28 protein-coding genes, 1 other RNA gene and 2 pseudogenes are annotated in these 25,849 nt (G+C 41.2%); 11 read left to right on the plus strand and 20 right to left on the minus strand.

Annotated elements, in window-relative coordinates:
- Positions 1–715: 715 nt before the first annotated feature.
- The 7 genes and pseudogenes from csaA to NSU16_RS10260 form a co-directional block, all read right to left on the minus strand.
- Positions 716–1,048: a chaperone CsaA gene (csaA, locus tag NSU16_RS10230; protein WP_010334556.1), complete on the minus strand. Its 333-nt coding sequence runs from the start codon at positions 1,046–1,048 to the stop codon at positions 716–718.
- A gap of 62 nt (positions 1,049–1,110) precedes the next feature.
- Positions 1,111–1,833: a helix-turn-helix domain-containing protein gene (locus NSU16_RS10235; protein ID WP_168748035.1), complete on the minus strand. Its 723-nt coding sequence runs from the start codon at positions 1,831–1,833 to the stop codon at positions 1,111–1,113.
- A pseudogene (locus NSU16_RS10240) lies at positions 1,833–2,530 on the minus strand (GNAT family N-acetyltransferase). Before NSU16_RS10240 ends, NSU16_RS10235 begins: the two are co-directional and overlap by 1 nt.
- Positions 2,531–2,662: 132 nt before the next feature.
- Complete coding sequence (locus tag NSU16_RS10245) at positions 2,663–3,238, minus strand: WHG domain-containing protein (protein ID WP_339190724.1); 576 nt, start codon at positions 3,236–3,238, stop codon at positions 2,663–2,665.
- A gap of 2 nt (positions 3,239–3,240) precedes the next feature.
- Positions 3,241–3,945 (minus strand): MBL fold metallo-hydrolase, encoded by a 705-nt coding sequence (locus NSU16_RS10250; protein ID WP_268505095.1) that lies wholly within the window; start codon positions 3,943–3,945, stop codon positions 3,241–3,243.
- Between the two features lie 76 nt (positions 3,946–4,021).
- On the minus strand, positions 4,022–4,507 hold the full coding sequence (locus NSU16_RS10255; protein ID WP_339190728.1) for a GyrI-like domain-containing protein: 486 nt from the start codon (positions 4,505–4,507) through the stop codon (positions 4,022–4,024).
- 53 nt (positions 4,508–4,560) lie between these two features.
- Positions 4,561–5,499 carry a YafY family protein gene (locus tag NSU16_RS10260; RefSeq protein WP_339190730.1) on the minus strand — a complete coding sequence of 313 codons (939 nt, stop codon included), beginning with the start codon at positions 5,497–5,499 and terminating at the stop codon, positions 4,561–4,563.
- Positions 5,500–5,704: 205 nt separating this feature from the next.
- Between NSU16_RS10260 and NSU16_RS10265 the strand changes: the two genes are divergently transcribed.
- Positions 5,705–6,247, plus strand: coding sequence for a kinase (locus NSU16_RS10265; protein WP_029441314.1), 543 nt, complete (start codon positions 5,705–5,707; stop codon positions 6,245–6,247).
- A 30-nt stretch (positions 6,248–6,277) separates the two neighbouring features.
- Here the strand turns inward: NSU16_RS10265 and czrA are convergent, their stop codons facing one another.
- Positions 6,278–6,610 carry a Zn(II)-responsive metalloregulatory transcriptional repressor CzrA gene (czrA, locus tag NSU16_RS10270; protein WP_010334564.1) on the minus strand — a complete coding sequence of 111 codons (333 nt, stop codon included), beginning with the start codon at positions 6,608–6,610 and terminating at the stop codon, positions 6,278–6,280.
- A 191-nt stretch (positions 6,611–6,801) separates the two neighbouring features.
- Here czrA and NSU16_RS10275 point away from each other — a divergent pair, with 191 nt between their 5' ends.
- Positions 6,802–7,476 carry a lysozyme family protein gene (locus NSU16_RS10275; protein ID WP_024121708.1) on the plus strand — a complete coding sequence of 225 codons (675 nt, stop codon included), beginning with the start codon at positions 6,802–6,804 and terminating at the stop codon, positions 7,474–7,476.
- Between the two features lie 92 nt (positions 7,477–7,568).
- Here NSU16_RS10275 and NSU16_RS10280 read toward each other — a convergent pair whose 3' ends face one another.
- Together NSU16_RS10280 and NSU16_RS10285 are read right to left on the minus strand one after the other, a co-directional pair.
- Positions 7,569–8,105, minus strand: a complete 537-nt coding sequence (locus tag NSU16_RS10280) for a DUF420 domain-containing protein (protein WP_003231280.1) — start codon at positions 8,103–8,105, stop codon at positions 7,569–7,571.
- 137 nt (positions 8,106–8,242) lie between these two features.
- On the minus strand, positions 8,243–9,025 hold the full coding sequence (locus NSU16_RS10285) for a VLRF1 family aeRF1-type release factor (RefSeq protein WP_339190734.1): 783 nt from the start codon (positions 9,023–9,025) through the stop codon (positions 8,243–8,245).
- 169 nt (positions 9,026–9,194) lie between these two features.
- On the opposite strand from NSU16_RS10285, the gene NSU16_RS10290 reads away from it, so the two are divergent.
- From NSU16_RS10290 to NSU16_RS10315, 6 genes and pseudogenes are all read left to right on the plus strand, one after another.
- Positions 9,195–9,692, plus strand: coding sequence for a hypothetical protein (locus NSU16_RS10290; protein ID WP_010334567.1), 498 nt, complete (start codon positions 9,195–9,197; stop codon positions 9,690–9,692).
- 64 nt (positions 9,693–9,756) lie between these two features.
- The gene (locus NSU16_RS10295; protein WP_339190736.1) at positions 9,757–10,734 is read left to right on the plus strand and encodes a S66 peptidase family protein; all 978 of its coding nucleotides are present in this window, start codon (positions 9,757–9,759) and stop codon (positions 10,732–10,734) included.
- 156 nt (positions 10,735–10,890) lie between these two features.
- Positions 10,891–11,949, plus strand: a complete 1,059-nt coding sequence (gene desE / locus NSU16_RS10300) for a fatty acid desaturase DesE (protein ID WP_010334569.1) — start codon at positions 10,891–10,893, stop codon at positions 11,947–11,949.
- A gap of 119 nt (positions 11,950–12,068) precedes the next feature.
- Complete coding sequence (gene desK / locus NSU16_RS10305) at positions 12,069–13,181, plus strand: two-component sensor histidine kinase DesK (RefSeq protein ID WP_010334570.1); 1,113 nt, start codon at positions 12,069–12,071, stop codon at positions 13,179–13,181.
- A gap of 18 nt (positions 13,182–13,199) precedes the next feature.
- On the plus strand, positions 13,200–13,799 hold the full coding sequence (desR, locus tag NSU16_RS10310; protein ID WP_268446052.1) for a two-component system response regulator DesR: 600 nt from the start codon (positions 13,200–13,202) through the stop codon (positions 13,797–13,799).
- Positions 13,800–13,857: 58 nt separating this feature from the next.
- A pseudogene (locus tag NSU16_RS10315) lies at positions 13,858–14,065 on the plus strand (hypothetical protein); the annotation flags it as partial.
- A 725-nt stretch (positions 14,066–14,790) separates the two neighbouring features.
- On the opposite strand, the gene NSU16_RS10320 reads toward NSU16_RS10315, so the two are convergent.
- The 10 genes from NSU16_RS10320 to NSU16_RS10365 form a co-directional block, all read right to left on the minus strand.
- Positions 14,791–14,964: a hypothetical protein gene (locus NSU16_RS10320; RefSeq protein ID WP_229147249.1), complete on the minus strand. Its 174-nt coding sequence runs from the start codon at positions 14,962–14,964 to the stop codon at positions 14,791–14,793.
- Positions 14,961–15,113, minus strand: a complete 153-nt coding sequence (locus tag NSU16_RS10325; protein ID WP_229147248.1) for a hypothetical protein — start codon at positions 15,111–15,113, stop codon at positions 14,961–14,963. The genes NSU16_RS10320 and NSU16_RS10325 overlap by 4 nt, the downstream gene beginning before the upstream one ends.
- Positions 15,114–15,461: 348 nt before the next feature.
- Positions 15,462–16,325, minus strand: coding sequence for a LysM peptidoglycan-binding and 3D domain-containing protein (locus NSU16_RS10330; protein WP_010334572.1), 864 nt, complete (start codon positions 16,323–16,325; stop codon positions 15,462–15,464).
- A 236-nt stretch (positions 16,326–16,561) separates the two neighbouring features.
- Complete coding sequence (recQ, locus tag NSU16_RS10335; protein WP_339192676.1) at positions 16,562–18,349, minus strand: DNA helicase RecQ; 1,788 nt, start codon at positions 18,347–18,349, stop codon at positions 16,562–16,564.
- Between the two features lie 143 nt (positions 18,350–18,492).
- Positions 18,493–18,679: non-coding RNA, 6S RNA (gene ssrS, locus NSU16_RS10340), on the minus strand.
- Positions 18,680–18,745: 66 nt separating this feature from the next.
- On the minus strand, positions 18,746–18,907 hold the full coding sequence (locus NSU16_RS10345; protein ID WP_339190740.1) for a hypothetical protein: 162 nt from the start codon (positions 18,905–18,907) through the stop codon (positions 18,746–18,748).
- A gap of 3 nt (positions 18,908–18,910) precedes the next feature.
- Positions 18,911–19,537, minus strand: a complete 627-nt coding sequence (gene azoJ / locus NSU16_RS10350; RefSeq protein ID WP_339190742.1) for an FMN-dependent NADH-azoreductase AzoJ — start codon at positions 19,535–19,537, stop codon at positions 18,911–18,913.
- Positions 19,538–19,687: 150 nt separating this feature from the next.
- Complete coding sequence (locus NSU16_RS10355) at positions 19,688–20,179, minus strand: TraR/DksA family transcriptional regulator (protein ID WP_339190743.1); 492 nt, start codon at positions 20,177–20,179, stop codon at positions 19,688–19,690.
- Positions 20,180–20,301: 122 nt separating this feature from the next.
- Positions 20,302–20,646 (minus strand): PH domain-containing protein, encoded by a 345-nt coding sequence (locus NSU16_RS10360; RefSeq protein WP_010334575.1) that lies wholly within the window; start codon positions 20,644–20,646, stop codon positions 20,302–20,304.
- 446 nt (positions 20,647–21,092) lie between these two features.
- Positions 21,093–21,296: a DUF6501 family protein gene (locus NSU16_RS10365; protein WP_010334577.1), complete on the minus strand. Its 204-nt coding sequence runs from the start codon at positions 21,294–21,296 to the stop codon at positions 21,093–21,095.
- Positions 21,297–21,524: 228 nt separating this feature from the next.
- Here NSU16_RS10365 and dhaS point away from each other — a divergent pair, with 228 nt between their 5' ends.
- From dhaS to NSU16_RS10380, 3 genes are all read left to right on the plus strand, one after another.
- Positions 21,525–23,012: an aldehyde dehydrogenase DhaS gene (gene dhaS / locus NSU16_RS10370; RefSeq protein WP_339190746.1), complete on the plus strand. Its 1,488-nt coding sequence runs from the start codon at positions 21,525–21,527 to the stop codon at positions 23,010–23,012.
- Positions 23,013–23,110: 98 nt separating this feature from the next.
- Complete coding sequence (locus tag NSU16_RS10375) at positions 23,111–25,009, plus strand: prenyltransferase/squalene oxidase repeat-containing protein (protein WP_326217554.1); 1,899 nt, start codon at positions 23,111–23,113, stop codon at positions 25,007–25,009.
- Positions 24,999–25,844 (plus strand): superoxide dismutase, encoded by an 846-nt coding sequence (locus tag NSU16_RS10380; protein ID WP_268446045.1) that lies wholly within the window; start codon positions 24,999–25,001, stop codon positions 25,842–25,844. The genes NSU16_RS10375 and NSU16_RS10380 overlap by 11 nt, the downstream gene beginning before the upstream one ends.
- Positions 25,845–25,849 lie beyond the last annotated feature (5 nt).

Consider the following 25,849-nt stretch of genomic DNA (forward strand, 5'->3'; position numbering starts at 1 on the left):
TAAACAACTTCAATACCCTCACCTAACAGATGAAGAACAGTCAGAAATAAATGAGATATTCAATTTTGAAAGTGAAGTTCTAATAAGAAGTGTCATGGACTATATTCAGGAGAACTTTGATGAAATTCAAAAAAGAGCTGTTTTCAAATGTTAAAGAGAAGGTTCAGAAACTTAGCCAAAAAATAAATGAAGATATTGATAATAATATTTAATGCCTATGATCTCTAGATAGGCATTTTTTTGCGCATAAAAAAAGACCTGAATTAAAAATCCAGGTCACACTACTCCCCTGTATTCACCTTATCATTTAGTACGTTTTCGTTGATTTAACAGCATTTATTCACATTCACAAAACGGTGTTTCAGGTCATGCTCAGGTCACAGTACGGGTCACAGTTAAGTCACATTGCGATTGTTGATGACAAGGATAGAACCAATTATTGTCATACAAATTAACAATAATACAGTAATCATAGTCGATTTTTGATTACTTTCGACAAATTTCGTCAAAAGAAGACACGTTTTACAACAAATTTAATCACAATAACGCAAAGTAACCCTTGCAATTCCTTCCCCACCATGCTATATTCATATAGCGATGAGCTGAATTGTGTAAGCCGATGTACATGCCCTTTGCGGCACACACGAATGTGGCGTGTGGTGCATCGCCTCAATACGCAAAGACGTTTGCCTCTTAGGCAAACGTCTTTTTTGTGTTATCCGATTTTTGTTCCGTTTGGTAACGGTTGTCCCGGTTGAAGCAGGACGACGTCACCTTGGCCGGGAATGCCGCCGAGGACTAACACTTCGGACTTAAAACCTGCGATTCGGCGCGGCGGAAAGTTCACGACAGCGATAATTTGTGAGTTGGTCAGTTCTTCTGGGCGATAGCGCTTCGTGATTTGCGCGCTTGATTGTTTGACGCCGATCTCTTCTCCAAAATCAATGAACAGTTTAATCGCCGGGACTCTTGCTTCAGGAAATTCTTCTGCTTTGATAATGGTCCCTGTTCTGATATCCAATTTTTCAAAATCCTCAATTACAGCCATCATTATATCTCCTTTTTCTTACTATTTTAAAAGAGGCACTTGTTAATTGTTTAACCAAAAGCTCATATTTTTTTATCCGAGTGAAAGGTGTTCCGGTATATTCGGGGCGATACACCTGTACTTTTTGCAAACCATCTTGTAAAAGAAGAAAGGTTTTGAAAGCCGAGCGATTGGCTCACAACAGTCAGTGTTTCATTTTTCTCAATCAGCATCCGTTTCGCTTCCTCGAGACGGAGGTCAGCTATATAGGCTTGAGGGGATTTTCCGGTCTGTTTCTTGAACCAGCTTGAATAGTAAGCTGGGTGATAATGTTCAATTTTCGCCAGCTTTTGTATTGTCAGCGGCTCAGACAAATGGCTATGGATGTATGCGATTGAAGCATGAGTATGGGTTTGCAGTTTTTCTTTTATGTATTGAACAAGCAGATGGAGCGTATGTGCTGAGCGTGTATTTGCTTCCTCTATTAATAAGTGCCTGATCGATGACCAAAAAGGATCGATTGCAGCTTCAACCCCTGCGGCTGCATGATACTCCTCAATTTTCATCGCATGAAGCGGCACATCCAGCACAAGACATTCATTTCTGCCAATAGAGCGGAACCGATGCTCGCACTCTGGCGGAATGTATAAAAAATGATCCGGCTTTAATTTGACCTGACGCTCCTCTGTTTCAAGATCGATATTCCCTTCAAGGGGAAAAAGAAATTGGCTGTACGCGTGCTTATGTGAGGAATAAAGGCGTGTATATGTCCGTTTTTCACAGATAATCTCTTGAAGCGAATTCATCAGCCATCCTCCTTTTTGATCCAGTAATGGTGTTCCGATATAGGCGAGAACCCGATTTTTTCATACAAAGAAACGGCGGCTGAGTTTTCTTTCATCACTTGCAAGTACATATAACCAGCTCCATTGTTCATTGACCATACAGTCAGAGCCCTGATGACTTGAGTCCCTGCCCCTTTTCCTCTATGTTCCTTTGCTACAACAACGTTGCTGAGTCCCCCATAGCCATCGATAACGGAGGACGTGCCCACTGCTGTCAGGCTGCCTTGGTCATACATAGTGAGAAAGGTGTTACACGGCTGCATTCGTTTGAAAATGCTTGTATAGCCGCAATGCCGTTCTGTTGAAAATTCTTCCAATCGGATAAAATCATCCATCCATAAAGACGATGGCTCCTGTTCCCATTTATTTGTAAATCGGCTGTTGTCAAAAGTACGTTCTAACATATCGCAGCAGGATGCTGTCATTTGAAAACATTCATCTATCTTTTCAAATCCGCTATCTGCCAATGCATGTCCAGTCCTTCCGGTGATGCGTCACTGATTTGAATACAAACAGGCAGGCCTAAACTTTTATAAAAATGCTCGATCTCTTTTTGGTAATCTCCTTCTGGCATATCCGCCGATGTCCATACGCTGTTTGCACGTTTGGTCACGCCAAAATTCGCTCTAAGAAGCCATTTCCCCATTCTCTTTTGAATATAAGACGGCCATGATGCTGCCGCTAATTACTCAATTTTGTAAATATCATGCATAGCCTCTTGCCTCTCCCTTATCTATACTGCAAGATATATTATACAATATTCAGAAATATAAGACATATATTATTTGGTTTACATAATATTTTTATTGTTTATCGACAGACCCGATAGGAATAATCGAATTGAAAATGCTAAGCTGTCTGAAATGTCTTCCTTTAGTTCAAACGCTTCTTTTCCGATTAAAGTCGCGAATCCGTGCAGCAAGCTTCGCAGCCCTCTTGTTGCATGAATCACATTCTGTTCGTTTGCATAACCGCTGTCAATAAGCAGTTTCGCGACAAGCCGGACAATCTGGTTTGACAGGCTTTCAGCTCTTTCATCTTGAATTTTAAGCAAAGTCGCTTCATAATAACCCGGATTTTCAACTGCAAACCAAACATATGCATCGCTTAAAGATAGCAAGGCGGACTCCCCCTTCTGTTCTTTGACGGAATCAGCCATCTGATCAAAAAGTTTTGTCAAACCGCTGACAGCAAGCTCTGTTCTGATTCCCCGCAGCCCGCTTATGTGATTATACAGAGACGGGGGCCGTACATTCATTTTTTTAGAGAGTGCGGCCAGCGTCACGCCGTTTATTCCTTCCTGATCAGCAATCTCTGCCGCCGCCTCTATAATCATCTTTTGATGTAGACCTGCTCTCGGTGACATGTTCAAACCCCTTTCTTTGCTTTTTGAATGGCTAATTTCATCGACTGTTCAGGCGAAGCAAGGAAATGTCCATGTCCGACCGCAAGACAGCTCGGCGTCTTGTCAACGAGCCGTTCCGCACTTCTTACAGCAGCCTCCTTATTCCAAGTGGCGAAGGCAGGAAAAGGAAATGTCCATCTCATTTGGCCGGAAACGGCTATCCCCCCGCGTAGTTGAAATGCATCCCCAGCTATTACAATTCCGTTTCTTGTGTCCAGAAACGACATGCTTCCCGGGGTATGACCCGGAGTTGAAATCGCAAGAAGAGAACCGATTGTTTCGCCACCCGCCAGCAAAACGTCAGGCTTTGTTTTGATATTTTTTGGAATTCCTCCTTTTATAGGCGTCTGCGGTTCATCTTTCCGCAAAGAAACATCACCTTTTAACAAGAATGAATCACGCTCGGAAATGACAACCTTTGCATCAGGAAAGGCTTGGGACAGTGCATCCAACGAACCGACATGATCACCGTGCGCATGAGTCAGTAAAATATGTTGCAGTGGTTTTCCCAGTTGATTCACTGCTTGGATAATCCCTTTATAGCTGTTCGGAAGACCAGTATCAATTAAGGTTACTTCATTTTCTTCCTCTACAAGATAACAATTGACCGGAAATAATGCCGGATAAAACGTCAGCTGCCGCACAGTTTGATTCTGAATCATTCTCATATGATAACTCCTCCTGAATAAAAAACTAATGGTGTTAGTTTTATTATTAACTAATACCATTAGTTTTTCAAGAGTGTTATGCTGATTTTATGGCGACAAATATTTTCACCTGCGCCCTCTGCGGTGAAAGCGCACTTTGATCATACTGTTCGAAGTCTCCCGAAAACGTACGCAAATGCCGCTTGTCCCAAGTCCAAATTTCCTTCCACGTCTCGAGTACAACGTCTTCAATAGGACCGATTTTTGAAATAAAAACAGCATAAGAGGAAGCCGGTAAATATATATCTTCATACGGTTCCGGAAGCATGTCGTTATGCTCGGTAAAAGCGCCGACAGAAAATGTGTAAAACCCATTCTCCTGCTGTTCGTAATGAGAGTATAAAGCGATAATGCTCTGATCCTTTTTATGAGGCGGGAGTAACACGCTCGTATCCTGCTGCCAAAATCGATTCCATAAGAGCGGAATTTGTCTTTTTTCTGTCATTTCCAGTGCATTGCTTGTTCTTTGGGATAGTCCTGAAAAGCGCTTTTGTTCTAAATGTGTTACATGTGAATAGTTCATATGATACCTCCTTTTTACCTAGATTATAAAAGAAGAAACCTGACAGCATTGTGTCAGGTTTCATATATTTTTTGCATATGAAAAATCGTTTCTTTTACCTTTTCCCGGATATGAAGAGGTTCCAGGACCTCAATATCCTTGCCAAATTGCAGCAAGAAACCAATCAGCCATTGATCCTCGGGCAGGGATATCACCGCTCGGCAGGCTTCATTTTCATCAAATTGAAGGCTATCATGTCCAAACCATTCACTTATACGCTGACGTGCCCCGGGCTGAACAAGGATGACCAGCTCAGTTAAACGATCCTTTCGATACCAATTCACATCCCAGGGCAGAGTCTCCAGCTGTATGTCTTTTCTCATAAATGATTGATGTAAAATAGTCATATCTTTTATGCGGCTTAATTTAAAAAAGCGGAAATCGTTTCTAACCAGACAGTAGGCGTATAAATACCAGCGGCCTGCCTTGCATACCAGCGTGTAAGGCTCTGTTTCACGGAGAAGTGTTTCCCCGTTTGCTTTTGTATATGTAAACGATATGGTTGACGACCGATCGATTGCATCACTGATATTTTCTCGAAGCGCCTTTTGGTCCTCTGTTTGTCCCCATGCCGTCATGTCAATAAACCATTTTTCCGTTTCACGCTTAAATGCCTCTGCGGCCTGGTCTGGTATGAGATGTTTTATTTTTTGATAAGCCGCGCTGTGAGAAGCGGGTTCATACATGGATGAGATGCTCTGCAAAGCGGAAGCAATAGCAAATAGCTCCTCTTCTTTCAGCCACTCTCTTTCAAGCCGATACGTTTCCATCACACTGATCCCGCCCCCGGCGCCTTGTGAGGTTACAATCGGAATGCCCGCTCTGCTGATCGTATCAATATCTCGGTAAATCGTTCTGACTGATACTTCAAATAAATCAGCTAGATCAGCAGCCTGCACTTGTTTTTTGCTGATTAATAACATCACCATCGCTAACATACGTTCCAGTTTCATTTTTCGCACCTTGTCTCCTGCTTTTATTTTCCAATATTATCATACCATTTTATGAGGCTTGGGCATATCTATTATGCAGCCTAAAGGCATCGTGCATATATTATGAAAACAGGGGCCTCCCCTTCTTTTTTTATGGTCATTGTTTATTTAGACTACTATTTCAAAACGGATAAGCATACACTTCTCAACGGAGGGGATTCACATCATGCATCTTACACTTCAAAGCGTTTATCCTGTCATGATTATCGTCTTTTTTCTGTATAAAAAAATCAAGCGCTCCATCGGATATCAGCCGCTGAAGCCTCGCTGGCTTTTTACTCGTTTGGTTCTTTTTTCAATGTTTGCATTCGGTCTCACCATTTTCAGCCTCATTCATCCATTTTTGTACGGATATTTCATTATCGGCATTATCGGCGGATGTCTGCTGGTTTTTTTCGCCAGGAAAAATCTCTCCTTTGAAAAACGCAGAGGAAAAATTTATTTTCGGACTCATATTTGGGTGGAGCTTATTCTGCTAACCCTATTTCTATCGAGATTTCTTTATCGTGTAACAGAGCTTTACCTTGCCGCGCCTGATTTACACAGCCTGGGATCTTACAGCCAGTCTATCGGAACTGATCCTTTCACGATTGGCGTCTGTTTTCTGATCGCCGTCTATTATATCGGTTTTTCCTCTATTGTCATCAAAATCAGCAGAAACGGGCTGGAGCAAAATGGGCACAGTAAAGAAAAAGACATCCTTGCTTAATCGCGACATGCGGCAGCAAGGATGTCTTTTTTAATCGTGTCTTGTATGGTGGATCATTTGCTGAAGCACATCTAAAACATGCTCATCCTCGGGAGAATAGTAGATTGATGTACCTTCTCTGCGCGATTTCACGAGCCGGAGATTTTTTAAAAACCTGAGCTGATGGGATACTGTTGATTGCAGTAAATTCAGTTTCTCAGCGATCCCGTTCACAGCATGTTCACCCTGAGAAAGCAAATGGAGAATCCTGATTCTGGTAGGATCAGAAAGCGCTTTGAAGGTTTGTGCGACTAGGAATAAAGTTTCTTCGTCCAAATCGGTCACCGTTTCATTTGCACGGTCCGCTTCTCGAAATTCAGTCATGTGTCTCACCTTTCTTATTTCATAGTTTTATCTTATAACAAATGACCTTTCATGCAAACCTGTCTCTTCTTGTTTCAATTCAACCTCACAGTTTAAATTTATGTTTCAAATCAGGTTTTTACTTGGTCTGGTATACGTTCTATGTCATAATAAAAAAGTCATACTGCTGCAAACATTGAGGGTGAAACACAGTGAAGAAAAAGAGAAAAGGCTGTTTCGCTGCTGCGGGTTTTATGATGATTTCTGTCTTTGTCATGGCCTCTTTTTTATTGGTCCTGCTTTTGTTCAACCGCGATTTAATCAAAAAACTTCCGATTGACACGAAAACCATTGTCCTCGAACGTTTAACTGATTATAAACCGCTGGTTGAGGACGAGCTTGAAAACCGGGGACTCTCCAATTACACATCGCTGATACTCGGCATGATGTATCAGGAGTCAAAAGGAAAAGGCAATGATCCGATGCAGTCCTCTGAATCTCTGGGGTTAAAGCGTAATGAGATAACAGACCCTCAACTCAGTATTAAACAAGGCATCAAGCAATTTACCCTCATGTACAAAACCGGTAAAGAAAAAGGTGTGGATTTGGACACGATTATTCAAAGCTACAACATGGGGGCAGGTTATATTGATTTTGTAGCTGAACATGGAGGAACGCATACTGAGGAATTGGCAAAACAATACTCCGAGCAGCAAGTCGAAAAAAATCCCGGGCTCTATACTTGCGGAGGAAATGAAAACAATTTCCGTTATCCGTATTGCTACGGTGATTACACGTACGCGGAAAAAGTAAAAGAAAAAACGAAAACGGTTGAAAAATCTTTACAAGTTGCAACACTTGAAACCATGGAATCAACGGCTCATTAAAGGAGCCTGTTAATTTACTGACAAAGCCCAAAACGATATTTGGGCTTTTGTCATGTTTACAAACCTCAAAAAAGCCATACTGAGTATGGCTTTTAATAATACGGTGATATCATCAAATAAACAATAACACCTGTAAGGCTGACATACAGCCACAGCGGCATTGTCCATCTGGCGATTTTTTTATGGCGCTCCACCTGCATGCTGAAGCCTCTGATCAGCGTAAACAGCGCAAGTGGCACGATGATTGCAGAAAGGCAGATATGCGTAATTAATATAAAGAAATAAATCGGACGCATAATACCTTCTCCGCCATACAGCGTATTCTCCGCAATCGAATGGTATGTGACATAGCAAATCAAAAACAATAATGTTGTCGTAAAAGCAGCTAAAATAAAGCGTTTATGCGCCTTAATGTTTTTTTGTTTAATCATAATCAATGCCGCCAACAAGAAGATAAACGTAAAGCTGTTGAATATCGCATTCAGCATTGGCAAAATGTGAATATTCGCATGGCTGAACTGATCTAATTTAGGCATAAAAAACAGCACTGCGATCAAACCGTTAATCAGAACTGTCAGCGTAAGGACAATTCCAGTATAATTTTTCGGTTTATTTTCTGTTTGATTCATTTGGTGACCTCTCCTAATTTGTACTGGCTATCCAAATCGTATGCAAATTCAACGGAGATGTCAACGTTTTCGATGGCTTCGTCAGAAATTAGACACACTTCAGAAGGCCGATGCTTAAAAAGCACCAGCCTTTTGGTTTATGCCTCTTGCAGTAAATGATCAACGACCTTATGTTCATTTTCATTCAGCAAATTCTTTTGGATTTTCGAATGAATGGGTTTGTTCATATGCTGATCTAGGATGTCAGCTTTTTTTTTATCACCGGCAATGATCATTCGCTCCCATTTTTTTGCCGCGGCTTTCTGGTCGAGATTGGCCGCCAGCCGCTTGTACAGTCTCGTTTGATTCTCCGTTACATGATTCTTCAGGTGTTCCTCTTCTAATGATGCCGATTTGGTTTTAGAAGACTGGCTGCTCTCCCAAGACTCATTGATTGCGTCATATTCATAATGTTCGACCGCTTCAATTTTGCCTAGAACGGTTTCTATAATTTTCACTTCATTTTGCTGCGTTAAAATAAAAGCTGTACTTGGATACGTTTTGCGCAAATTTTCCAGCTGGTCAAGTACAGCTGTCTCCTCCCAGAAAAATGTTGTTTCAACAGGAATCTGAAGCGTGATCGCTTCCCATATCCCGCTATTTGAAACAAAAAATACAAGGCTGCGCGGCATATTTTTTCCTATTCCGTTAAGGTGCTGATAGATTTTGTCACTGATTGCATTCAGACACTTTTCTTCCTCCGGGTCACTTGCTGCCAGATATTCTTTTAATCTCCCGAACCCTGACTTAAGGGTAATTTTCCATTCTCCCCCCTGTTGCTCTGGATCCCTCATATCTGTGTTGAGATATAACGAAAGAATTTTGTCAGGGGGTTCCAATTGGACATAACGCAATTTCTTAATCAATGAATCAATCGGCATTCATCTTCCTCCTTTTGCAACGGGTTATTTTTCTTTTTCCTCTCTTAAAACCGACTAAACCTTACTTGCGCTAAATTCTAGCAATTATGGATTTATCATTTACAAACGCCTCTTCTATCTACTACAATTGGTTACTGTGTTTCTAACTATTTTTGAAAGGGGTTTGATTTTGATTACCATTAAGGAAAAAAACCGCCAAGAGCTTGAAGAAGAGCTGAATCATTTAGAATTTCAACTTTATCGCATGCAGGAAAATATAAAGGATCTATCGAAAGATGCCAGAGTGCTTGGTATTGATCAATCGAAAGATGAAGATTGGATGATTGTTTCCTCGATTGATGATGGCCAAACATGCAAAATAATGCTCACGGATTGTGAAACAGCTTATAGAGGGGAAAGCTGCTTTTCACTTGTAGCATCCTATCAGGACGATGCCATTCATATTGGAGATATTAAAGGACCTCCGAATTACGGTTTTGGTTCTATTTGTATGAAATATTTAAAGGATATTGCCAGAGACTGCAATATCCCGAAAGTTACCGGCGACATAGCCAAACGGGATTGGAATCATGTGGACAGACTCATTCATTTTTATGAAAAACATCAATTTGAAGTATGTATTGACTACGATACACAATCAGGAAGCATTAAATGGACAGATTTTTAAAAAAATCTGGAAGAATGTGCCGAAATATGCTGTAATGGTGTAAAACCGCTTAGGAGGACCTGAAGTGTTTGCACCCAAACTGAAACCGGGAGACGAAATTCGAATCGTGTCTCCCGCCACCAGCATGTCCATATTAACAAATGAAGCAAAGTTGCACGCAAAAACGACATTAGAACAATTGGGTTTTCGGGTGACCATTGCTGAACACGCAGAAGAATTAAAAGAATTCCAGTCATCCTCTATTGAATCAAGAGTAAGTGATCTGCACAGCGCCTTTTTCGATCCCGACGTCAAAGCTATTTTAACGACACTTGGCGGATTCAACAGCAATCAGCTGCTGCGTTATCTTGATTACGAGAAAATCAAACAGAATCCAAAAATATTTTGCGGCTATTCCGATATTACGGCTCTCGCTAATGCCATTTATCAAAAAACCGGTCTCGTTACATATTCAGGCCCCCACTTTTCTACATTTGCAATGAAAAAAGGATTGGAATATATAAAAGATTATTTTCTGGCTTGCTGCGCTTCGGATGAAGCCTTTGAAATTCTGCCATCACAAGAGTGGAGCGATGATCAATGGTTTTTAGATCAAGAAAACAGGCACTTTCACCCTCATTCCGGTCCTATTGTGATCCAGGATGGCTATGCTGAAGGCACATTGATTGGCGGCAACCTGTGTACACTTAATTTGCTGCAGGGAACGGAGTATTTTCCTGAAACAGAAAATACAATTTTACTGATTGAAGATGATTATATGTCAGACGCAAACATGTTTGACCGCGATTTACAATCGCTCATCCACCTCCCTTCTTTTTCAAATGTAAAGGGGATATTGATCGGCAGGTTTCAAAAAGCATCAAACGTATCAATAGATCACGTAAAAGCGATAATTGGTACAAAAAAAGAATTATCCGGCCTCCCCGTCGTCGCAAACATAAATGCCGGGCACACCTCTCCAATTGCCACGTTCCCTATTGGGGGAACATGCAGGCTTGAAGCTGTTTCGGGTACATCACGAATATGGATTGACAAACATTAAACAGCTTGTAAAATCTTTTACAAGCTGTTTTCACATCTGCACGCCATCTCTATCCACATGACAAATGTCATATATGATGTATGATGTGTGCTACTACAAAGACATCCTTCTCTTTCGTATACTTAAGCGAGACACACAATGAGAGGATCCTTTACTATGACTGAACCAACCCTTAAACACAAACAAAAACTGCTGACAAAGCAAGTCGCTGCTTTTGCTCAGCCCGAAACAAAAAACAGTCTGATTCAGCTTTTAAACACGTTTATCCCTTTCTTCGGACTTTGGTTTCTTGCTTATTTCAGCCTCAATGTCTCCTATCTTCTTACTTTAGCATTAACAGTGGTTGCCTCAGGGTTTTTGACAAGAATTTTCATTATCTTTCATGACTGCTGCCATCAATCATTTTTCAAACAAAAGCGCTATAACCATATTCTCGGCTTTCTGACAGGTGTTCTGACTTTGTTCCCTTACCTTCAATGGCAGCACAGCCATTCGATTCATCACGCGACCAGCAGCAATCTGGATAAACGCGGAACAGGTGACATCTGGCTGTTAACGGTAAACGAATATATAGCCGCATCTAGACGCACAAAACTTGCATACAGACTTTATAGAAATCCGTTTATCATGTTTATTCTCGGACCAATTTATGTTTTTCTGATCACCAACCGTTTTAACAAAAAAGGCGCAAGACGTAAGGAGCGCGTGAACACGTACCTTACAAACCTGGCAATTGTGTCATTGGCTACTGTTTGCTGTCTCATCTTTGGCTGGCAATCGTTTTTGCTCGTGCAAGGCCCTATCTTTCTGATCTCAGGTTCAATCGGCGTGTGGCTGTTTTATGTACAGCATACATTTGAAGATTCTTATTTTGAAGCAGATGAAAACTGGAGCTACGTTCAGGCCGCTGTGGAGGGCAGTTCATTTTATAAACTCCCGAAACTCCTTCAATGGCTGACAGGCAACATCGGTTACCACCACGTTCACCATTTGAGCCCAAAGGTGCCCAACTACAAGCTTGAAGTTGCTCATGAACATCACGAACCATTAAAAAACGTACCGACAATTACCTTAAAAACAAGCCTGCAATCACTCGCCTTCCGCCTTTGGGATGAAGACAAAAAACAATTTGTATCATTTCGGGGTATAAAACAAATATCTTTCCGCCTTCCGCCTGATTCAACAGAAAAACAGAAGCTGCGGGAGAACGCCTGACAATTAGGAGGTCTTCTTATACAACAAGAAGACTTCCTTTTTATTGTTCGGTGGTGCAATCTGGCTTTTACAATGGTAAAGTTACATTTAAGATGAAAAGCTGAAAATGAGGTTATATCATGATCAAAAAGCATTTTACATTTCAAAAACTAAGCGGAATCACGCCTTATATATGGACGATATTTTTCATCCTGCCGTTCTACTTTATATTTAAATCATCTTCTACATTTGTTATTATCGTCGGAATTATTTTGACGCTTTTATTTTTTTCGGTTTATCGATTTGCTTTTGTCTCAAAAGGCTGGGCCATTTATTTGTGGGCGTTTCTGTTAATCGGCATTTCAACCGCCTCCATTACGCTGTTCAGCTATATTTATTTTGCTTTTTTTATCGCGTATTTTATCGGAAACATAAAAGAACGCGTCCCTTTCCACATTTTATATTACGTACATTTAATAAGCGCAGCTGTCGCAGCGAATTTCAGTCTTGTGTTAAAAAAGGAATTCTTTCTGACACAAATTCCTTTTGTCGTCATCACCCTCATCAGTGCGATTTTATTGCCATTCAGTATCAAAAGCCGCAAGGAGCGCGAACAGCTGGAAGAAAAACTCGAATTTGCAAATGAACGGATTGCCGATTTGGTAAAATTAGAAGAAAGGCAGCGGATTGCCCGCGATCTCCACGATACGCTTGGTCAAAAGCTTTCACTTATCGGTTTAAAAAGCGACTTGGCGAGAAAATTAATATACAAAGATCCCGAACAAGCAGCGCGTGAGCTGAAAAGCGTTCAGCAAACAGCGAGAACTTCTTTAAATGAAGTAAGAAAAATCGTATCCTCTATGAAAGGCATCCGGCTCAAGGATGAAATCATAAACATCAAACAAATTCTCGAAGCTGCTGACATTACATTTATCTACGAAGATGAGAAAATGCCCGAAAATATCTCATTGCTTAATGAAAACATTTTGAGCATGTGCTTAAAGGAAGCTGTCACAAATGTTGTCAAACACAGTCAGGCTAAAACATGCCGGGTTGATATCCAGGAGCTCTGGAAGGAAGTTGTTATTACAGTGTCAGATGATGGAACATTTCAAGGAGGAGAAACGTGCTTTTCAAAGGGACATGGCTTACTCGGTATGAGAGAGCGTCTTGAATTTGCAAACGGGAGCCTTCACATCAACACCAAAAATGGGACCAAGCTTACCATGAAAATTCCTAATAACTCAAAATAAACAAAAAGGATGGCTTACATGATTAATATATTTATTGCAGAAGATCAGCAGATGCTGCTGGGCGCTTTAGGATCACTATTAAACTTAGAAGACGATATGAAAGTCGTCGGCAAAGGAACAACCGGACAGGATGCTGTCGAGTTTGCAAAAAAACACCAGCCCGATGTATGCATTATGGACATTGAAATGCCCGGAAAGACAGGACTTGAAGCAGCTGAGGAATTAAAGGATACAGGTTGCAAAATTATTATCTTAACCACTTTTGCCCGCCCCGGCTACTTTCAGAGAGCCATTAAAGCCGGCGTTAAAGGCTATTTGTTAAAGGACAGTCCTAGCGAAGAGCTCGCGAGCGCCATCCGAAGCGTCATGAATGGAAAGCGTATCTACGCACCTGAGCTGATGGAGGATATGTATAGCGAGGCCAACCCTCTCACAGATAGAGAAAAAGAAGTGCTCGAACTTGTGGCTGACGGAAAAAACACAAAAGAAATCGCCCAAGAACTCAGCATTAAAAGCGGAACGGTGCGAAATTATATCTCCATGATTCTAGAAAAGCTTGAAGTGAAAAACCGAATAGAAGCCATTACGCGTTCAAAGGAAAAAGGCTGGTTTAAGTAAAAGAGGATCTTGACATATGTCCAAGATCCTCTTTTGTTAATCTGCCGCCCCCGCGCTGTATATTTATTGGAGAGACGGGTTAAAAAACTAGCCTTCCACCTGGAATAACAGAATTTCCTCCTTAAGTATGGCTTCGCCTATCTCAAGCTATTCAACGACGCTCTGTGAGCACACTTCAACAATTTAGACATTCTGATTGGTAAGGCAAAACTGCCAATATGGCTTCAGATTGGGACAACAAGGCTTCGGCAATTCAAATCAAGTAATCTAGGTAGAAGTTTCAAAATCACTATTCTCTAAAGAAGCATGAGAATAGTGATTTTTTGTATTGTCCTTACAGTTGCCAGTCTGCTGTGCTTAATCCTGAATTTTCACTTACACAGAGTCAGGTCCGGTTTCAGAATCTATTTTCTTATTAAATTCTGCCTTTTCATGAGAGCCGTCAATCTATCTGTTTAAGTTGGTCCATGTGGCACCCGCCTTGTGCAGCAATAAATTTTCTCTTCCCAGCGCGTTCTAATGTATTTATAAGGGAAGATTCATTTTAAATTTTGTAAGCCATATGAACACACCTCATTGGTGCCAGCTCATTCCTTCAGCTTTAGACTCCGTACGTCTGTCTCCATGTCTTCAGAAGACATAAAACCATATCTCTCGGCACGATAGGTGTAAAACTCCAACAGCGAACCAGTACAACATTTGCGTATCCTCGCATCAACATCACCAAACATTATTCCGTAACCTGCATCAGACATTAAACCTAATGACACGGAAGCTGAACTGATCACGAATACCGTCAACCACGATTTCCTATATGAACAGTTAGTATGTTAGGAAGACAGGCAAGATATTTCATTGTTTTGGGAGAACAGCGCAGACAAAGCCCTCTTCCATTTCCTCGTCCACCAAATCACAAAATAAGCCGTTTTCCCAAGTCTAGGAAACGGCTCATGTCCATGGCTATACGTATTTAGATGTGTGATTATCTGATTTAAGGGATCTTTCCTTTAGCAGCCTTCTCATTTAAAAACAGTTTTTTCACTTTAAACCGCAATGAACGTGCTGATGCCAAAAACAAGATCCCCTGAATACAGCACTTCGGCAGGAATGATACAGTGTAACCTATGATCAAAAGCTCAGAAACGATCTGTTGTTCTTTAATCAAATCGCTGCTCCAAAAAAATCAGGTATCGTCATGATTCTTGATTTTAAGTAACCTGGCCAAAAGACAAATGCCAGAGAAATTAACGCCAGCGGCGCACAAGCTTCCGAAGACATTCTGTCATAGAGGTCGCGTAGCTTAGCTTTGTCCATTTAACCCCACCATCTGCTCGGTTGATACATTCGTTAATAAAAGCGAGCTTCCAATAATAAAGCAGTAAGGCTTCTCCCCCTAAGGAATAACGGTTAGAGGATGCAAGCTGAGCCCCTTGTCCTTCGCCATAAAAATATGCAGGTATTCATGATAAGAAACGATACAATCTTCAAAGCAAAAGCCAGCAGCTCCTTCTGCAAAGATAAAGATGATAGGGGCCGTTTACCTTCTATTTATCATTGCAGAAGGAGCACAATTTTTTTATCGGCATATTATGTTTTACGTCTCTAAAAACAAAAAAAGGACACGAGCTTAGAGCTACATGTCCTTTATCTTCATCTATTCTATTAATTTAACACTTTTACACTTACTGTTCTGACGCCCCAATTATGTGCATCACTTTTGTTTGGTACAAATACGTCAATTTTATTTCCTTTTATTGCGCCGCCAGTGTCTGCTGCTGTTGCTTCTCCATAACCTTCAACATAGACTTTAGAACCTAGCGGAATCACGTTTGGATCAACCGCAATAACTTTAGCATTCGGGTTCTTGTTTAAGTCAATGCCTGTTGCTGTAACGCCGGAAATGCCGCCGTCGTTAGCAGAGTAAGCAGTAGCAGTAACTGTTAGTTCTTTTGTCGCTTCTTGTTGATTTGTATTAGATTCAACAGCCTTTTCTTCTGTTTTAACAGAAGTGTCTGCTGCAGCCTTTGTTTCTTGTTTAGGTTGCTGTTGAACAGCTTCTTGTTTAGGTTGCTCTTTTTGCACAGCCTCTTGTTTTGTTTCAGTTTGAGGTGCGCTTGTTTGCGCATTCTCAGTCACTGTGTTTGCTGCTGTTGCCTGACCTTTTACTGAAAGTGTAGATCCAGCATAGATCATGTCAGAGCTTAAGTTATTCCAACCTTTCAGGTTGTTAACTGTCGTACCGAATTTTTGAGCAATCTTAGAAAGCGTATCTCCCGCTTTAATTGTATATTGCCCAGATGTGGTTGTTTCTTCTGAAGAAATGGTCAGTTTTTCTCCCGTAATGATTGTATCAGAAGTTAACTTGTTCCATTCTTTTAGGTCCTTCAGGTTCACTCCGTTTTTCTGAGAGATCCCCCAGAGCGTATCACCCTTTTGCACCGTGATTTCTTTTGCAGAAGCGTGAGCTCCGAATGCAGTTGTTGAAAGTGCTGCAACTGCTACAAAGGACATAATCGTCTTCTTCATAAGTAAATCCTCCCTTGTTAGCTTTTTATTGGCGGCTAACAGGTGATATCGTAACACATGTAAATGTCAAATCAATAACAAAAAGATATGATTTAGATTACAGTTCCTTTACATGAAGGATTTCTCTCTGTTGGAAAGTCTTACTGAACCCTTGATATAATAGGCTTTTCAAGTCTTTTAAGTTTGAGTCAAAAAAAAGAAAAGAAAATGTGTTTTTCAAAGAAAAAAAGGTTGATTTATGCTTTTTTCGGGGCTGTCACCTGTACATAAGCTTGTATTTCTTCTAAAAAAAGCCGGCCATATTTTGCTCTTTTTTGTTCTCCGACTCCTTTTATAGACAAAAGTTCTTCATCATTTACAGGCTGTTTTCCTGACATATCTTTCAGCGTCTGATCAGAAAAAACGACAAAAGGCGGAACGCCCTGCTCTGCTGCAATTTGCTTGCGTAAGGTGCGCAGCCGTTCAAACAGCTCGTCATTTTCCGTAATTGCTTCTGCTTTTAATGCTTCTTTTCTCGCTACTGCCAATTCGCTTCTCAGCACATTTCTCCCTTTGCCGCTAACAAATAGAGTCGGAAATGTTCCATCTGACATCCTAATAAAGTCGTCAGCAATCAGAAATTCAATAAAGTCGCTGATTTCACTAACTGATCGGTGCTTTAATATTCCGTATGTTGAAAGGCTGCTAAAGCCGTTTTCGAGCACTTTTTTATTTTTTGATCCAGCGAGCACCTGGGCAACCATCGTCTTCCCAAAACGTTCATTCATACGAATGATACACGATAAGACCATTTGCGCTTCTCTCGTCACGTCATGGGCTGTTCTTTTATCTGTACAGTTTCCGCACTGTCCGCAGGCGTCAGGTTCCTTTTCTCCGAAATACATCAGAATAAATCGCTGCAGACAATCTTCCGTATGGCAGTAGTCAACCATTTGTCGCAGTTTTTTCAAGTCCTGCTTTTGCTTTTCTTCATTTTCCGATTGCTCGATTAAAAAGCGCTGCACCATAATATCTTGCGGAGAAAATAAAAGCACACATTCACTGTCGAGGCCATCCCGTCCAGCTCGTCCCGCCTCCTGATAGTAGCTTTCCATATCTTTCGGTATCTGTGCATGAAGAACAAACCTGATATTTGATTTATCGATGCCCATCCCGAAAGCAGATGTGGCAACCATGACCTGCAGCTCATCGTTCAGAAACCTTTCCTGCTGTTCTTTTCTGACTTCGTCCTGTAAGCCCCCGTGATACCGCCCTGCGCTAATTTGATTTCGTTTTAACCGCTCATAAATCCGATCTGCTTCTTTTCTTGTCGCGGTATAGACGATTCCTGCTTCATGTTTGTTTCTTTTTACATACTCATCAATAAAACGATCTTTATTTTCCCCTTTTGCGACTTTCAAAGTCAGGTTGTCACGGGAGAAACCGGTATACACCGTGTTTTCTTTTTGAATATGCAGCTGACGGCATATATCATCATGCACCTCAGGTGTTGCTGTTGCCGTTAATGCCATGATGACAGGTTTGTCATTTAACTCGTGAAACAGAATTTCAATGTTTCTGTAGCTTGGCCTGAAATCGTGGCCCCATTGAGAAATACAGTGCGCTTCATCTATTGCTACTAAAGGAACGTCGATGCTTTGCAAAATACGTATAAATTCTGTTGAGGTTAACCGCTCTGGTGTAATGTAAAAAAGCTTATAGGCCCCTTCTTTCAGGCCGTTCAGCCTTTCATATATTTCTTGATTGGTTTGCGAACTGTTGATGTAAGCGGCTTTGATTCCCGCTTCTTCAAGAGCATCAACCTGATCCTTCATTAATGATATTAACGGCGAAATGACAATCGTTGTTCCTTCAAACATCAGTGCCGGAATTTGATAGCATATTGATTTTCCCCCGCCCGTCGGCATAATGCAGACCGTGTTTTGTCTCGCTTCTGTCACCGAACGGATGGCTTCCTCCTGCCCTCTGCGCAGCTTTTCATAACCGAAATAATGCGCCAACAGAGATTGGGCTTTATGTAACATAACGTCTAACCCTCGCTTTTCCTTCAATTTCTCCCATCATATCACAAAAAATAGACCTGCATTTCTTCCCGAATGGAAATTGAATTTTCGATATAAAAATCCTTTTTCAGATAAAATAAAAAGCCATTTCCATAAAGGAAATGGCCTTCGCTACATCTTGCCGTATGCAAGTAAGAAAGTTTTAAACCACCACTCCTCAAAGTGGGTGTTTGCAGAAACGTTCCTGTCGTCCTCTGCAATGGAGGCATGACATTCCGGCTTCGATATAAAACTCCCTATTACAGCTTAAAGGTTAAAACTTAATTAACAATACGTACAAAGTAGCTTCTTTTATATAGTACACCATTGGACATATTTTATCAAGGGGGCAAATCAATTGTTCAGAAAAACTTTTTTTCATTCATAAAACTGTTTTTTCGCTAATATATCTAATGATTCGACAAACAAAAAATATATTACAATAAAAAAAACATCATTTTCTAGCGGCAAGAAGTGATCACTTTCTTCTATATAATATGTACGCAAAAAAACTCCTATCTCACGGATAGGAGTCTTCATTCATTAAAACTTAGCAGCAAGCTCTTTCGCTTCTTGCAAGCCTTTTTCAACAATTTCTTGTGCTTTATCAGGCGCTGCGTTATGTCCCTCAATGACAACTGTGTGCAAGTCTTGAACACCCCAGAAACCAAGAACTGTTTTCATGAAGTTTAAGGACATTTCTAGTGAAGCCATTGGTCCTTCTGAATAAACGCCGCCGCGCGCGTTAAGAAGTGCAACTTTTTTGTCGCCCATTAAACCAACTGGTCCTTCTTGTGTGTATTTGAATGTAACGCCTGCGCGAGACAGGTAATCCACATAAGTATGAAGCACTGCTGGCACTGTGAAGTTCCAAAGCGGGAATGCGAACACCACTTTATCAGCTTTTACAAATTGGTTCAGATATTTGTCAGCTGTTGCAGCTTGTTTTTTTTCTTCCTCAGTCATTTCCATACCTTGACCTGCTTTAAATGTTCCGTTAATCATATCTCTTCCAAGGTAAGGAAGGTTTACTTTATGAAGATCTAATTCAATCACTTCATCATTAGGATTGTTTTCTTTATATGCAGCTAAAAATGCTTCGTATAGTTTAACTGAAACACCTTCTTCAGCTGTACGGTCACTTGATTTTACAAATAAAACTGTAGACATTTGTATTCCTCCCGGTAAACTTTTTATATTAACTTACAAATAGTATGTTACTTTCTTTTTTATGCAAAGTCAATCACTTTATTTCGAATATGAGATTTTTTTATAAAAAAAAGCAAGTACACCTTATATCGGTGTACTTGCTTGCGATTTTCAATTTGAATCCTGTTCGCGGTCTAAAATCTCATACGTTTGAGAACTTTTTTGATCAATTGTTTCTTTATTAGATAGATCTTTAACTTGTTGGTGAAACTCCCTTTCAAATGACGGAGCATCCGTTTCCAAATCGTCCTCTACATCAGCTTGGGCTTCCACTGTCATTCTTGCGTATGGAACAGCTTCCAATCTTTCGTATGGGATAACTTGACCTGTTTTTTCACAAATTCCGTACGTTCCGTCTTTTATCTTTTGTAAAGCGTGATTAACTTCCTCCAAAAGCTCCCGGTCTATTTCTTTTACCGTTTGGTCTGTCATGCGGTCTGTTACAAGCGTTCCGTGGTCAGCCATATGGTTATCAACCCCATTAGACAGCTCTCCTACTTCTTCAGTCATTGATTGTGTTTTCTTTTTTTCACCAGACAATTCTTTTTGCATATGAAGCAATTTATGGTAGAGATGCTGAGTTTGTTCTTTAGTCAGTGCCATGTGTATCCTCTCCTTTTTTTCTCTGTTCCCAGTTTTGAATACTGACAAACCAAAAAAGGCATTTTTACGGCACAAAAAAAGCCAAACCATTCTTTAGAGACGGCTGGCCTCAGTTAGTTTATTCAGTTGCATAAATACTTCGTCAATACCGCTTGCACTTCGCTTAAATCGGTATCTTTCGCAAATTCTAATTCAAAGGTTTTGCTTCTTGTCATTAATAAAAGTCCAGTGTCGGGATCAAACATTCCCGCTTCTTGAATGGCAAAGCTTTCAATCGTTTTATATGGAAGAAATACACGAACTTTCTTTTTAGAAAACACCTTATTATCAAAGAAAATAATACGTTTATTTGTAAAGCAAATTTGGTCAACCCGGAGCTTATAAATCGATTCTATTCTTTCCCCTTCAACGAGCAAAGCTTCAAGCTTCTTTGCGTCAGTTGGTCTGCTAACAGAAAAAATACCCAATGAAGAACCCCTCTTTCTGCATTTATCTATTTTTCTTATGACGAGATTACATTAAATAAAATAAGTCCTTTATCCCTATATAAGAATACGACATAGAAGACATTTAAACCATTACGAACAGATTACATTTTTCACTTTTTTGATTTGTTTCTTGTTTTTTGTATTGCTGTCATCATGTAGTACGCACTAATAGAGAAAAAAGTTTCATTTTTCACAAATATTTTTTGAAAAATGAGTTTTTTAACGTTTTCTTTTGTGTATCTGTTTTATTTTCCCTTTTTGAATCAAAGAAGAACCGCAGCTTAGCTGCGGTTCTTTGCATAACCATCGTATCTTCAATTGTGCCATCTTTATAAGAGTCTGAAATTGATGGGACATATGCTTCCTGCCCGATGAGCCGTTCATGAAAGGCTTCTGTTTCTCCTTCAATCAGGGATTCTCGGTGATTATACCTCTTCAAAATATTCTTTATAGTATCCGCCGATTTTATTTGTATTATCGACGACAAACAGAAATTCCTCTGTCTCATTCTTCACTTCATATTCTTTCCCTGGTGTTAATACACGATTTACAATGTATTTTTTTGCGTTTGTCTGAACACATTTTACTTTTTTAACGGTTTCTTTTTCAAGCCAATTTTTATGTATCATGATGAAATCTCCTTTACTTGTCTATAAGCCTATTGTAGCTTTTTTCTTTTGTAAATTGCAATATCGGTTATTCATTGATTTTGTCATGTTTTCTAGTATAGAATGGTTGTATACGCTTACTTCCATAGTAACGATCACAGCTAATTTCTGCTCTTCAATGAAGCAATATCCATTCTATCACCAAGAATCTCAGAACAGACCATAAAAATGACTGGAGGTTTGTTACGAATGAGTTCTTTAACGATGCAAGTGAGTAAAAGGCTGGAGACATTTTTACAGGGAACGAAAAAGCTTTATATTGATGGGAAGTTTGTTCCGAGTGCCTCAGGGGCAACCTTTGACACGCCTAACCCGGCGACAGGCGAAACCTTAATGTCGCTGTATGAAGCCCGGGCAGAAGATGTGGACAAAGCCGTTAAAGCTGCCCGCAAAGCCTTTGATCAAGGCGAGTGGAGAACAATGTCTCCAGCATCGAGAAGCAGACTGATGTATAAGCTAGCAGATTTAATGGAAGAGCATAAAACTGAGCTTGCTCAGCTTGAAACCCTTGATAACGGAAAGCCAATAAACGAAACAACAAATGGAGATATCCCGCTGGCTATTGAGCATATGCGCTATTACGCCGGCTGGTGCACAAAAATAACAGGGCAGACAATCCCTGTTTCCGGCTCCTATTTTAATTATACACGCCATGAGCCTGTCGGCGTCGTCGGCCAAATCATCCCATGGAATTTCCCGCTCCTTATGGCGATGTGGAAAATGGGTGCGGCTCTTGCAACCGGCTGTACAATTGTGCTTAAGCCTGCTGAGCAAACCCCGCTTTCAGCTCTTTATTTGGCTGAGTTAATTGATAAAGCCGGTTTCCCTGACGGTGTGATCAATATCATTCCGGGATTCGGTGAGGATGCTGGAGAAGCACTTACCAACCATGAAGCGGTTGACAAAATTGCCTTTACCGGATCAACAGAAATCGGAAAGAAAATCATGGCCACGGCGGCAAAAAGCATTAAGCGTGTAACCCTGGAACTGGGCGGAAAATCACCTAATATCCTGCTACCGGATGCCAATTTGAAAAAAGCCATTCCAGGCGCTTTAAACGGTGTCATGTTTAACCAAGGCCAAGTCTGCTGTGCGGGCTCACGCGTCTTTATTCATAAAGACCAGTATGATGAAGTTGTCAATGAGATGGTGTCTTATGCTGAATCACTCCGCCAAGGAGCCGGACTTCATAAAGATACCCAAATCGGCCCGCTCGTGAGCAAGGAGCAGCATGAACGCGTTCTTTCTTATATTCAAAAAGGGAAAGATGAAGGAGCAAAAGCGGTCACTGGCGGAAGCTGCCCTTATGAAGAAGGCTACTTTGTCGCGCCGACTGTGTTTGCGAATGTTGAAGACGATATGACAATCGCCAAAGAAGAAATCTTTGGACCAGTCCTGACGGCGATTCCGTATGAAACAGTGGATGAAGTCATTGAACGAGCCAACCATTCTGAATACGGACTTGCTGCCGGCCTATGGACTGAGAATGTAAAACAAACCCATTATATTGCAGATCGCCTTCAAGCCGGGACTGTCTGGGTAAACTGCTATAATGTGTTTGACGCAGCTTCGCCGTTCGGCGGTTATAAACAATCCGGACTAGGAAGAGAAATGGGCTCATATGCTCTAGATAACTACACAGAAGTCAAGAGTGTATGGATTAATCTTGAAGACTAAAAGCTTTTAAAAAAACTGCTGCCAGCCAGCAGTTTTTTTCTTTCAGTAATGGCAGCAAAAGCTGATGAATATATATCTTTCTGAAGGAGTTGAGCGTGATGAGCACACTTCAGGAGAAGGTGAGGCGCTATCAGCAAAACACGATTTCAGAGCTGAAAGATAGGCAAAATGGTGACGGTTCTTGGACATTTTGCTTTGAAGGGCCAATCATGACGAATTCTTTTTTTATTCTGCTCCTCACCTCACTTGATGAAGGTGAAAATGAAAAAGAACTCATTTCGGCGCTCGCAGCCGGCATTCGCGAAAATCAGCAGCCAGACGGAACGTTTAACAATTTCCCTGACGAAACAGGCGGCAATATAACAGCTGCCGTCCAAGGTTATGTCGGAATGCTGGCTTCAGGATGCTACCATCGAACTGATCCGCACATGAAAAAAGCTGAACAATTTATTACATCACATGGCGGCTTGAGGAATATTCATTTCATGACAAAATGGATGCTTGCAGCAAACAGCCTTTACCCTTGGCCCGCATTATATGTACCATTGTCGCTTTTAGCAATTCCCCCAACATTCCCGGTTCATTTCTATCAGTTCAGCACCTATGCCCGTATTCACTTTGCGCCGATGGCTGTCACACTCAATCAGCGATTCGCACTAAAAAACCGCAATATTCAATCTCTCCGCCACCTCGACCCGCACATGACAAAAAACCCTTTGACTTGGCTCCGTTCTGATGCTTTCGAGGAGAGAGATCTCTCTTCTGTTCTGACTCATTGGAAGCGGCTTTTTCGTGCACCCTTTGCTCTTCAGGAGCTTGGCTTACACACAGCTAAAACATATATGCTTGACCGAATTGAAGAAGACGGCACACTGTACAGTTATGCAAGCGCCACAATATTTATGGTATACAGCCTTCTGTCACTTGGTGTGTCACGCCATTCACCGGTCATCCGAAGGGCCATTAATGGCATCAAAGCATTGGTGACTGAATGCGGCGGCATTCCTTATTTAGAAAATTCCACTTCCACTGTTTGGGATACTGCATTAATCACTTATGCGCTGCAGCAAAACGGCGTGGCCGAAACAGACGGTACAATTACAAAAGCCGTTTCTTTTTTACAAAAGCGGCAGCATACCAAGATAGCAGATTGGTCTGTCAACAATCCAAACGTATCTCCAGGCGGCTGGGGATTTTCAAATATCAACACGAATAACCCTGATTGTGACGACACTGCAGCCGTCTTAAAAGCAATTCCCCGCAGCTTCTCTCCTTTTTCTTGGGAGCGAGGCGTGGCTTGGCTTTTATCGATGCAGAACAATGATGGAGGGTTTTCCGCCTTTGAAAAAAATGTGAACCACCCTCTTATCCGCCACCTCCCGCTTGAATCCGCCGAGGATGCGGCTGTTGATCCCTCAACCGCCGACCTTACCGGGCGTGTGCTGCACTTTTTAGGTGAAAAAGCCGGCTTTTCAGTAAAACATCACCACATTCAGCGTGCTGTGAACTGGCTTTATGAAAATCAGGAACATAATGGATCTTGGTACGGACGTTGGGGTGTTTGCTACATTTACGGCACATGGGCTGCCTTAACCGGCATGCACGCCTGCGGAGTTGTTCGAACCCACCCTTCGATACAAAAGGCAATCCGGTGGCTCAAAACCATACAAAATGATGACGGCAGCTGGGGTGAATCCTGCAAAAGCGCGGAGGTCAAAACCTATGTGCCGCTTAAAGAAGGAACCATTATACAAACTGCCTGGGCTTTAGATGCTTTATTGCTATATGAAAAACCCAGTCATCCAGCAATTGTGAAAGGAATGAACTACCTCATGGACAGCAGTTCTCATGACGGTAGAAGCTTGACTTATCCAGTGGGAATCGGGCTGCCAAAGCAGTTTTATATTCGTTACCACAGTTATCCTTATGTGTTCCCTTTGCTGGCTGTCGGCAAATATTTGAATTCTATTGAAAAGGAGACAGCAAATGAAACGTGAATCTTATCAAACCGAGATGTTCAATTGGTGTGAAGCCTTAAAAGATCAGATTCAAAAACGAGGACAGCTTGATCAATTTGAGGATCAAATCGAAAGGATGATTGAAGCGCTGGAGGATGACCAGACGACAGAAGAACAGTGGTATCAGCAGGCCGCCACACTCTATCGTGATATTACACAATCAGAAGAAACAGGTGAAAGACGTGCCTTCGTTCCTATAGGAAAACATGTTCTCCCAAAGCTTCCGTACAAGTACTCTGCTTTAGAACCTTATATTTCACGTGATATTATGGTGCTTCATCATACAAAGCATCACCAAAGCTATGTTGACGGACTGAATAAGGCAGAATTGGCGCTTAAGAATGCCAGAGCTTCAAAGAACTATGACTTGATCACTCATTGGGAAAGAGAGCTGGCATTTCATGGAGCTGGCCATTATTTGCACAGTATTTTTTGGTTTTCTATGCATCCAAACGGAAAAAGACGTCCTACTGGAGCACTGTTTCAAATGATCGATCTTTCATTTGGAAGCTATTCGGCCTTTAAGGAGCATTTTACCCAAGCTGCAAAAAAAGTGGAGGGTGTCGGGTGGGCCATTCTTGTCTGGTCCCCTCGTTCCGGGCGGCTGGAGATTTTAGCCGCAGAGAAGCACCAGCTCTTCAGCCAGTGGGATGTAATCCCTCTTTTACCGCTTGATGTATGGGAACATGCTTACTATTTGCAATATAAAAATGACCGCGGAAGCTATGTTGATCATTGGTGGAATGTAGTCGATTGGCGTGAAGCCGAAAAACGTTTTGAACAGGCAAAAGAAGTCGTATGGAAACTCTATTAAAAAAG

The organism is Bacillus sp. FSL K6-1003 (assembly GCF_037964945.1).
Taxonomy (GTDB): Bacteria; Bacillota; Bacilli; order Bacillales; family Bacillaceae; genus Bacillus; species Bacillus mojavensis.

Coding starts and splice junctions, on each gene's coding strand:
- csaA (WP_010334556.1), bottom strand. CDS start 1,048: ATGGCTGTAATTGAGGATTTTGAAAAATTGGATATCAGAACAGGGACC.
- NSU16_RS10235 (WP_168748035.1), bottom strand. CDS start 1,833: ATGAATTCGCTTCAAGAGATTATCTGTGAAAAACGGACATATACACGC.
- NSU16_RS10245 (WP_339190724.1), bottom strand. CDS start 3,238: ATGTCACCGAGAGCAGGTCTACATCAAAAGATGATTATAGAGGCGGCG.
- NSU16_RS10250 (WP_268505095.1), bottom strand. CDS start 3,945: ATGAGAATGATTCAGAATCAAACTGTGCGGCAGCTGACGTTTTATCCG.
- NSU16_RS10255 (WP_339190728.1), bottom strand. CDS start 4,507: ATGAACTATTCACATGTAACACATTTAGAACAAAAGCGCTTTTCAGGA.
- NSU16_RS10260 (WP_339190730.1), bottom strand. CDS start 5,499: ATGAAACTGGAACGTATGTTAGCGATGGTGATGTTATTAATCAGCAAA.
- NSU16_RS10265 (WP_029441314.1), top strand. CDS start 5,705: ATGCATCTTACACTTCAAAGCGTTTATCCTGTCATGATTATCGTCTTT.
- czrA (WP_010334564.1), bottom strand. CDS start 6,610: ATGACTGAATTTCGAGAAGCGGACCGTGCAAATGAAACGGTGACCGAT.
- NSU16_RS10280 (WP_003231280.1), bottom strand. CDS start 8,105: ATGAATCAAACAGAAAATAAACCGAAAAATTATACTGGAATTGTCCTT.
- NSU16_RS10285 (WP_339190734.1), bottom strand. CDS start 9,025: ATGCCGATTGATTCATTGATTAAGAAATTGCGTTATGTCCAATTGGAA.
- desE (WP_010334569.1), top strand. CDS start 10,891: ATGACTGAACCAACCCTTAAACACAAACAAAAACTGCTGACAAAGCAA.
- desK (WP_010334570.1), top strand. CDS start 12,069: ATGATCAAAAAGCATTTTACATTTCAAAAACTAAGCGGAATCACGCCT.
- desR (WP_268446052.1), top strand. CDS start 13,200: ATGATTAATATATTTATTGCAGAAGATCAGCAGATGCTGCTGGGCGCT.
- NSU16_RS10325 (WP_229147248.1), bottom strand. CDS start 15,113: ATGGACAAAGCTAAGCTACGCGACCTCTATGACAGAATGTCTTCGGAA.
- NSU16_RS10330 (WP_010334572.1), bottom strand. CDS start 16,325: ATGAAGAAGACGATTATGTCCTTTGTAGCAGTTGCAGCACTTTCAACA.
- recQ (WP_339192676.1), bottom strand. CDS start 18,349: ATGTTACATAAAGCCCAATCTCTGTTGGCGCATTATTTCGGTTATGAA.
- NSU16_RS10345 (WP_339190740.1), bottom strand. CDS start 18,907: ATGAAGACTCCTATCCGTGAGATAGGAGTTTTTTTGCGTACATATTAT.
- azoJ (WP_339190742.1), bottom strand. CDS start 19,537: ATGTCTACAGTTTTATTTGTAAAATCAAGTGACCGTACAGCTGAAGAA.
- NSU16_RS10355 (WP_339190743.1), bottom strand. CDS start 20,179: ATGGCACTGACTAAAGAACAAACTCAGCATCTCTACCATAAATTGCTT.
- NSU16_RS10365 (WP_010334577.1), bottom strand. CDS start 21,296: ATGATACATAAAAATTGGCTTGAAAAAGAAACCGTTAAAAAAGTAAAA.
- dhaS (WP_339190746.1), top strand. CDS start 21,525: ATGAGTTCTTTAACGATGCAAGTGAGTAAAAGGCTGGAGACATTTTTA.
- NSU16_RS10375 (WP_326217554.1), top strand. CDS start 23,111: ATGAGCACACTTCAGGAGAAGGTGAGGCGCTATCAGCAAAACACGATT.
- NSU16_RS10380 (WP_268446045.1), top strand. CDS start 24,999: ATGAAACGTGAATCTTATCAAACCGAGATGTTCAATTGGTGTGAAGCC.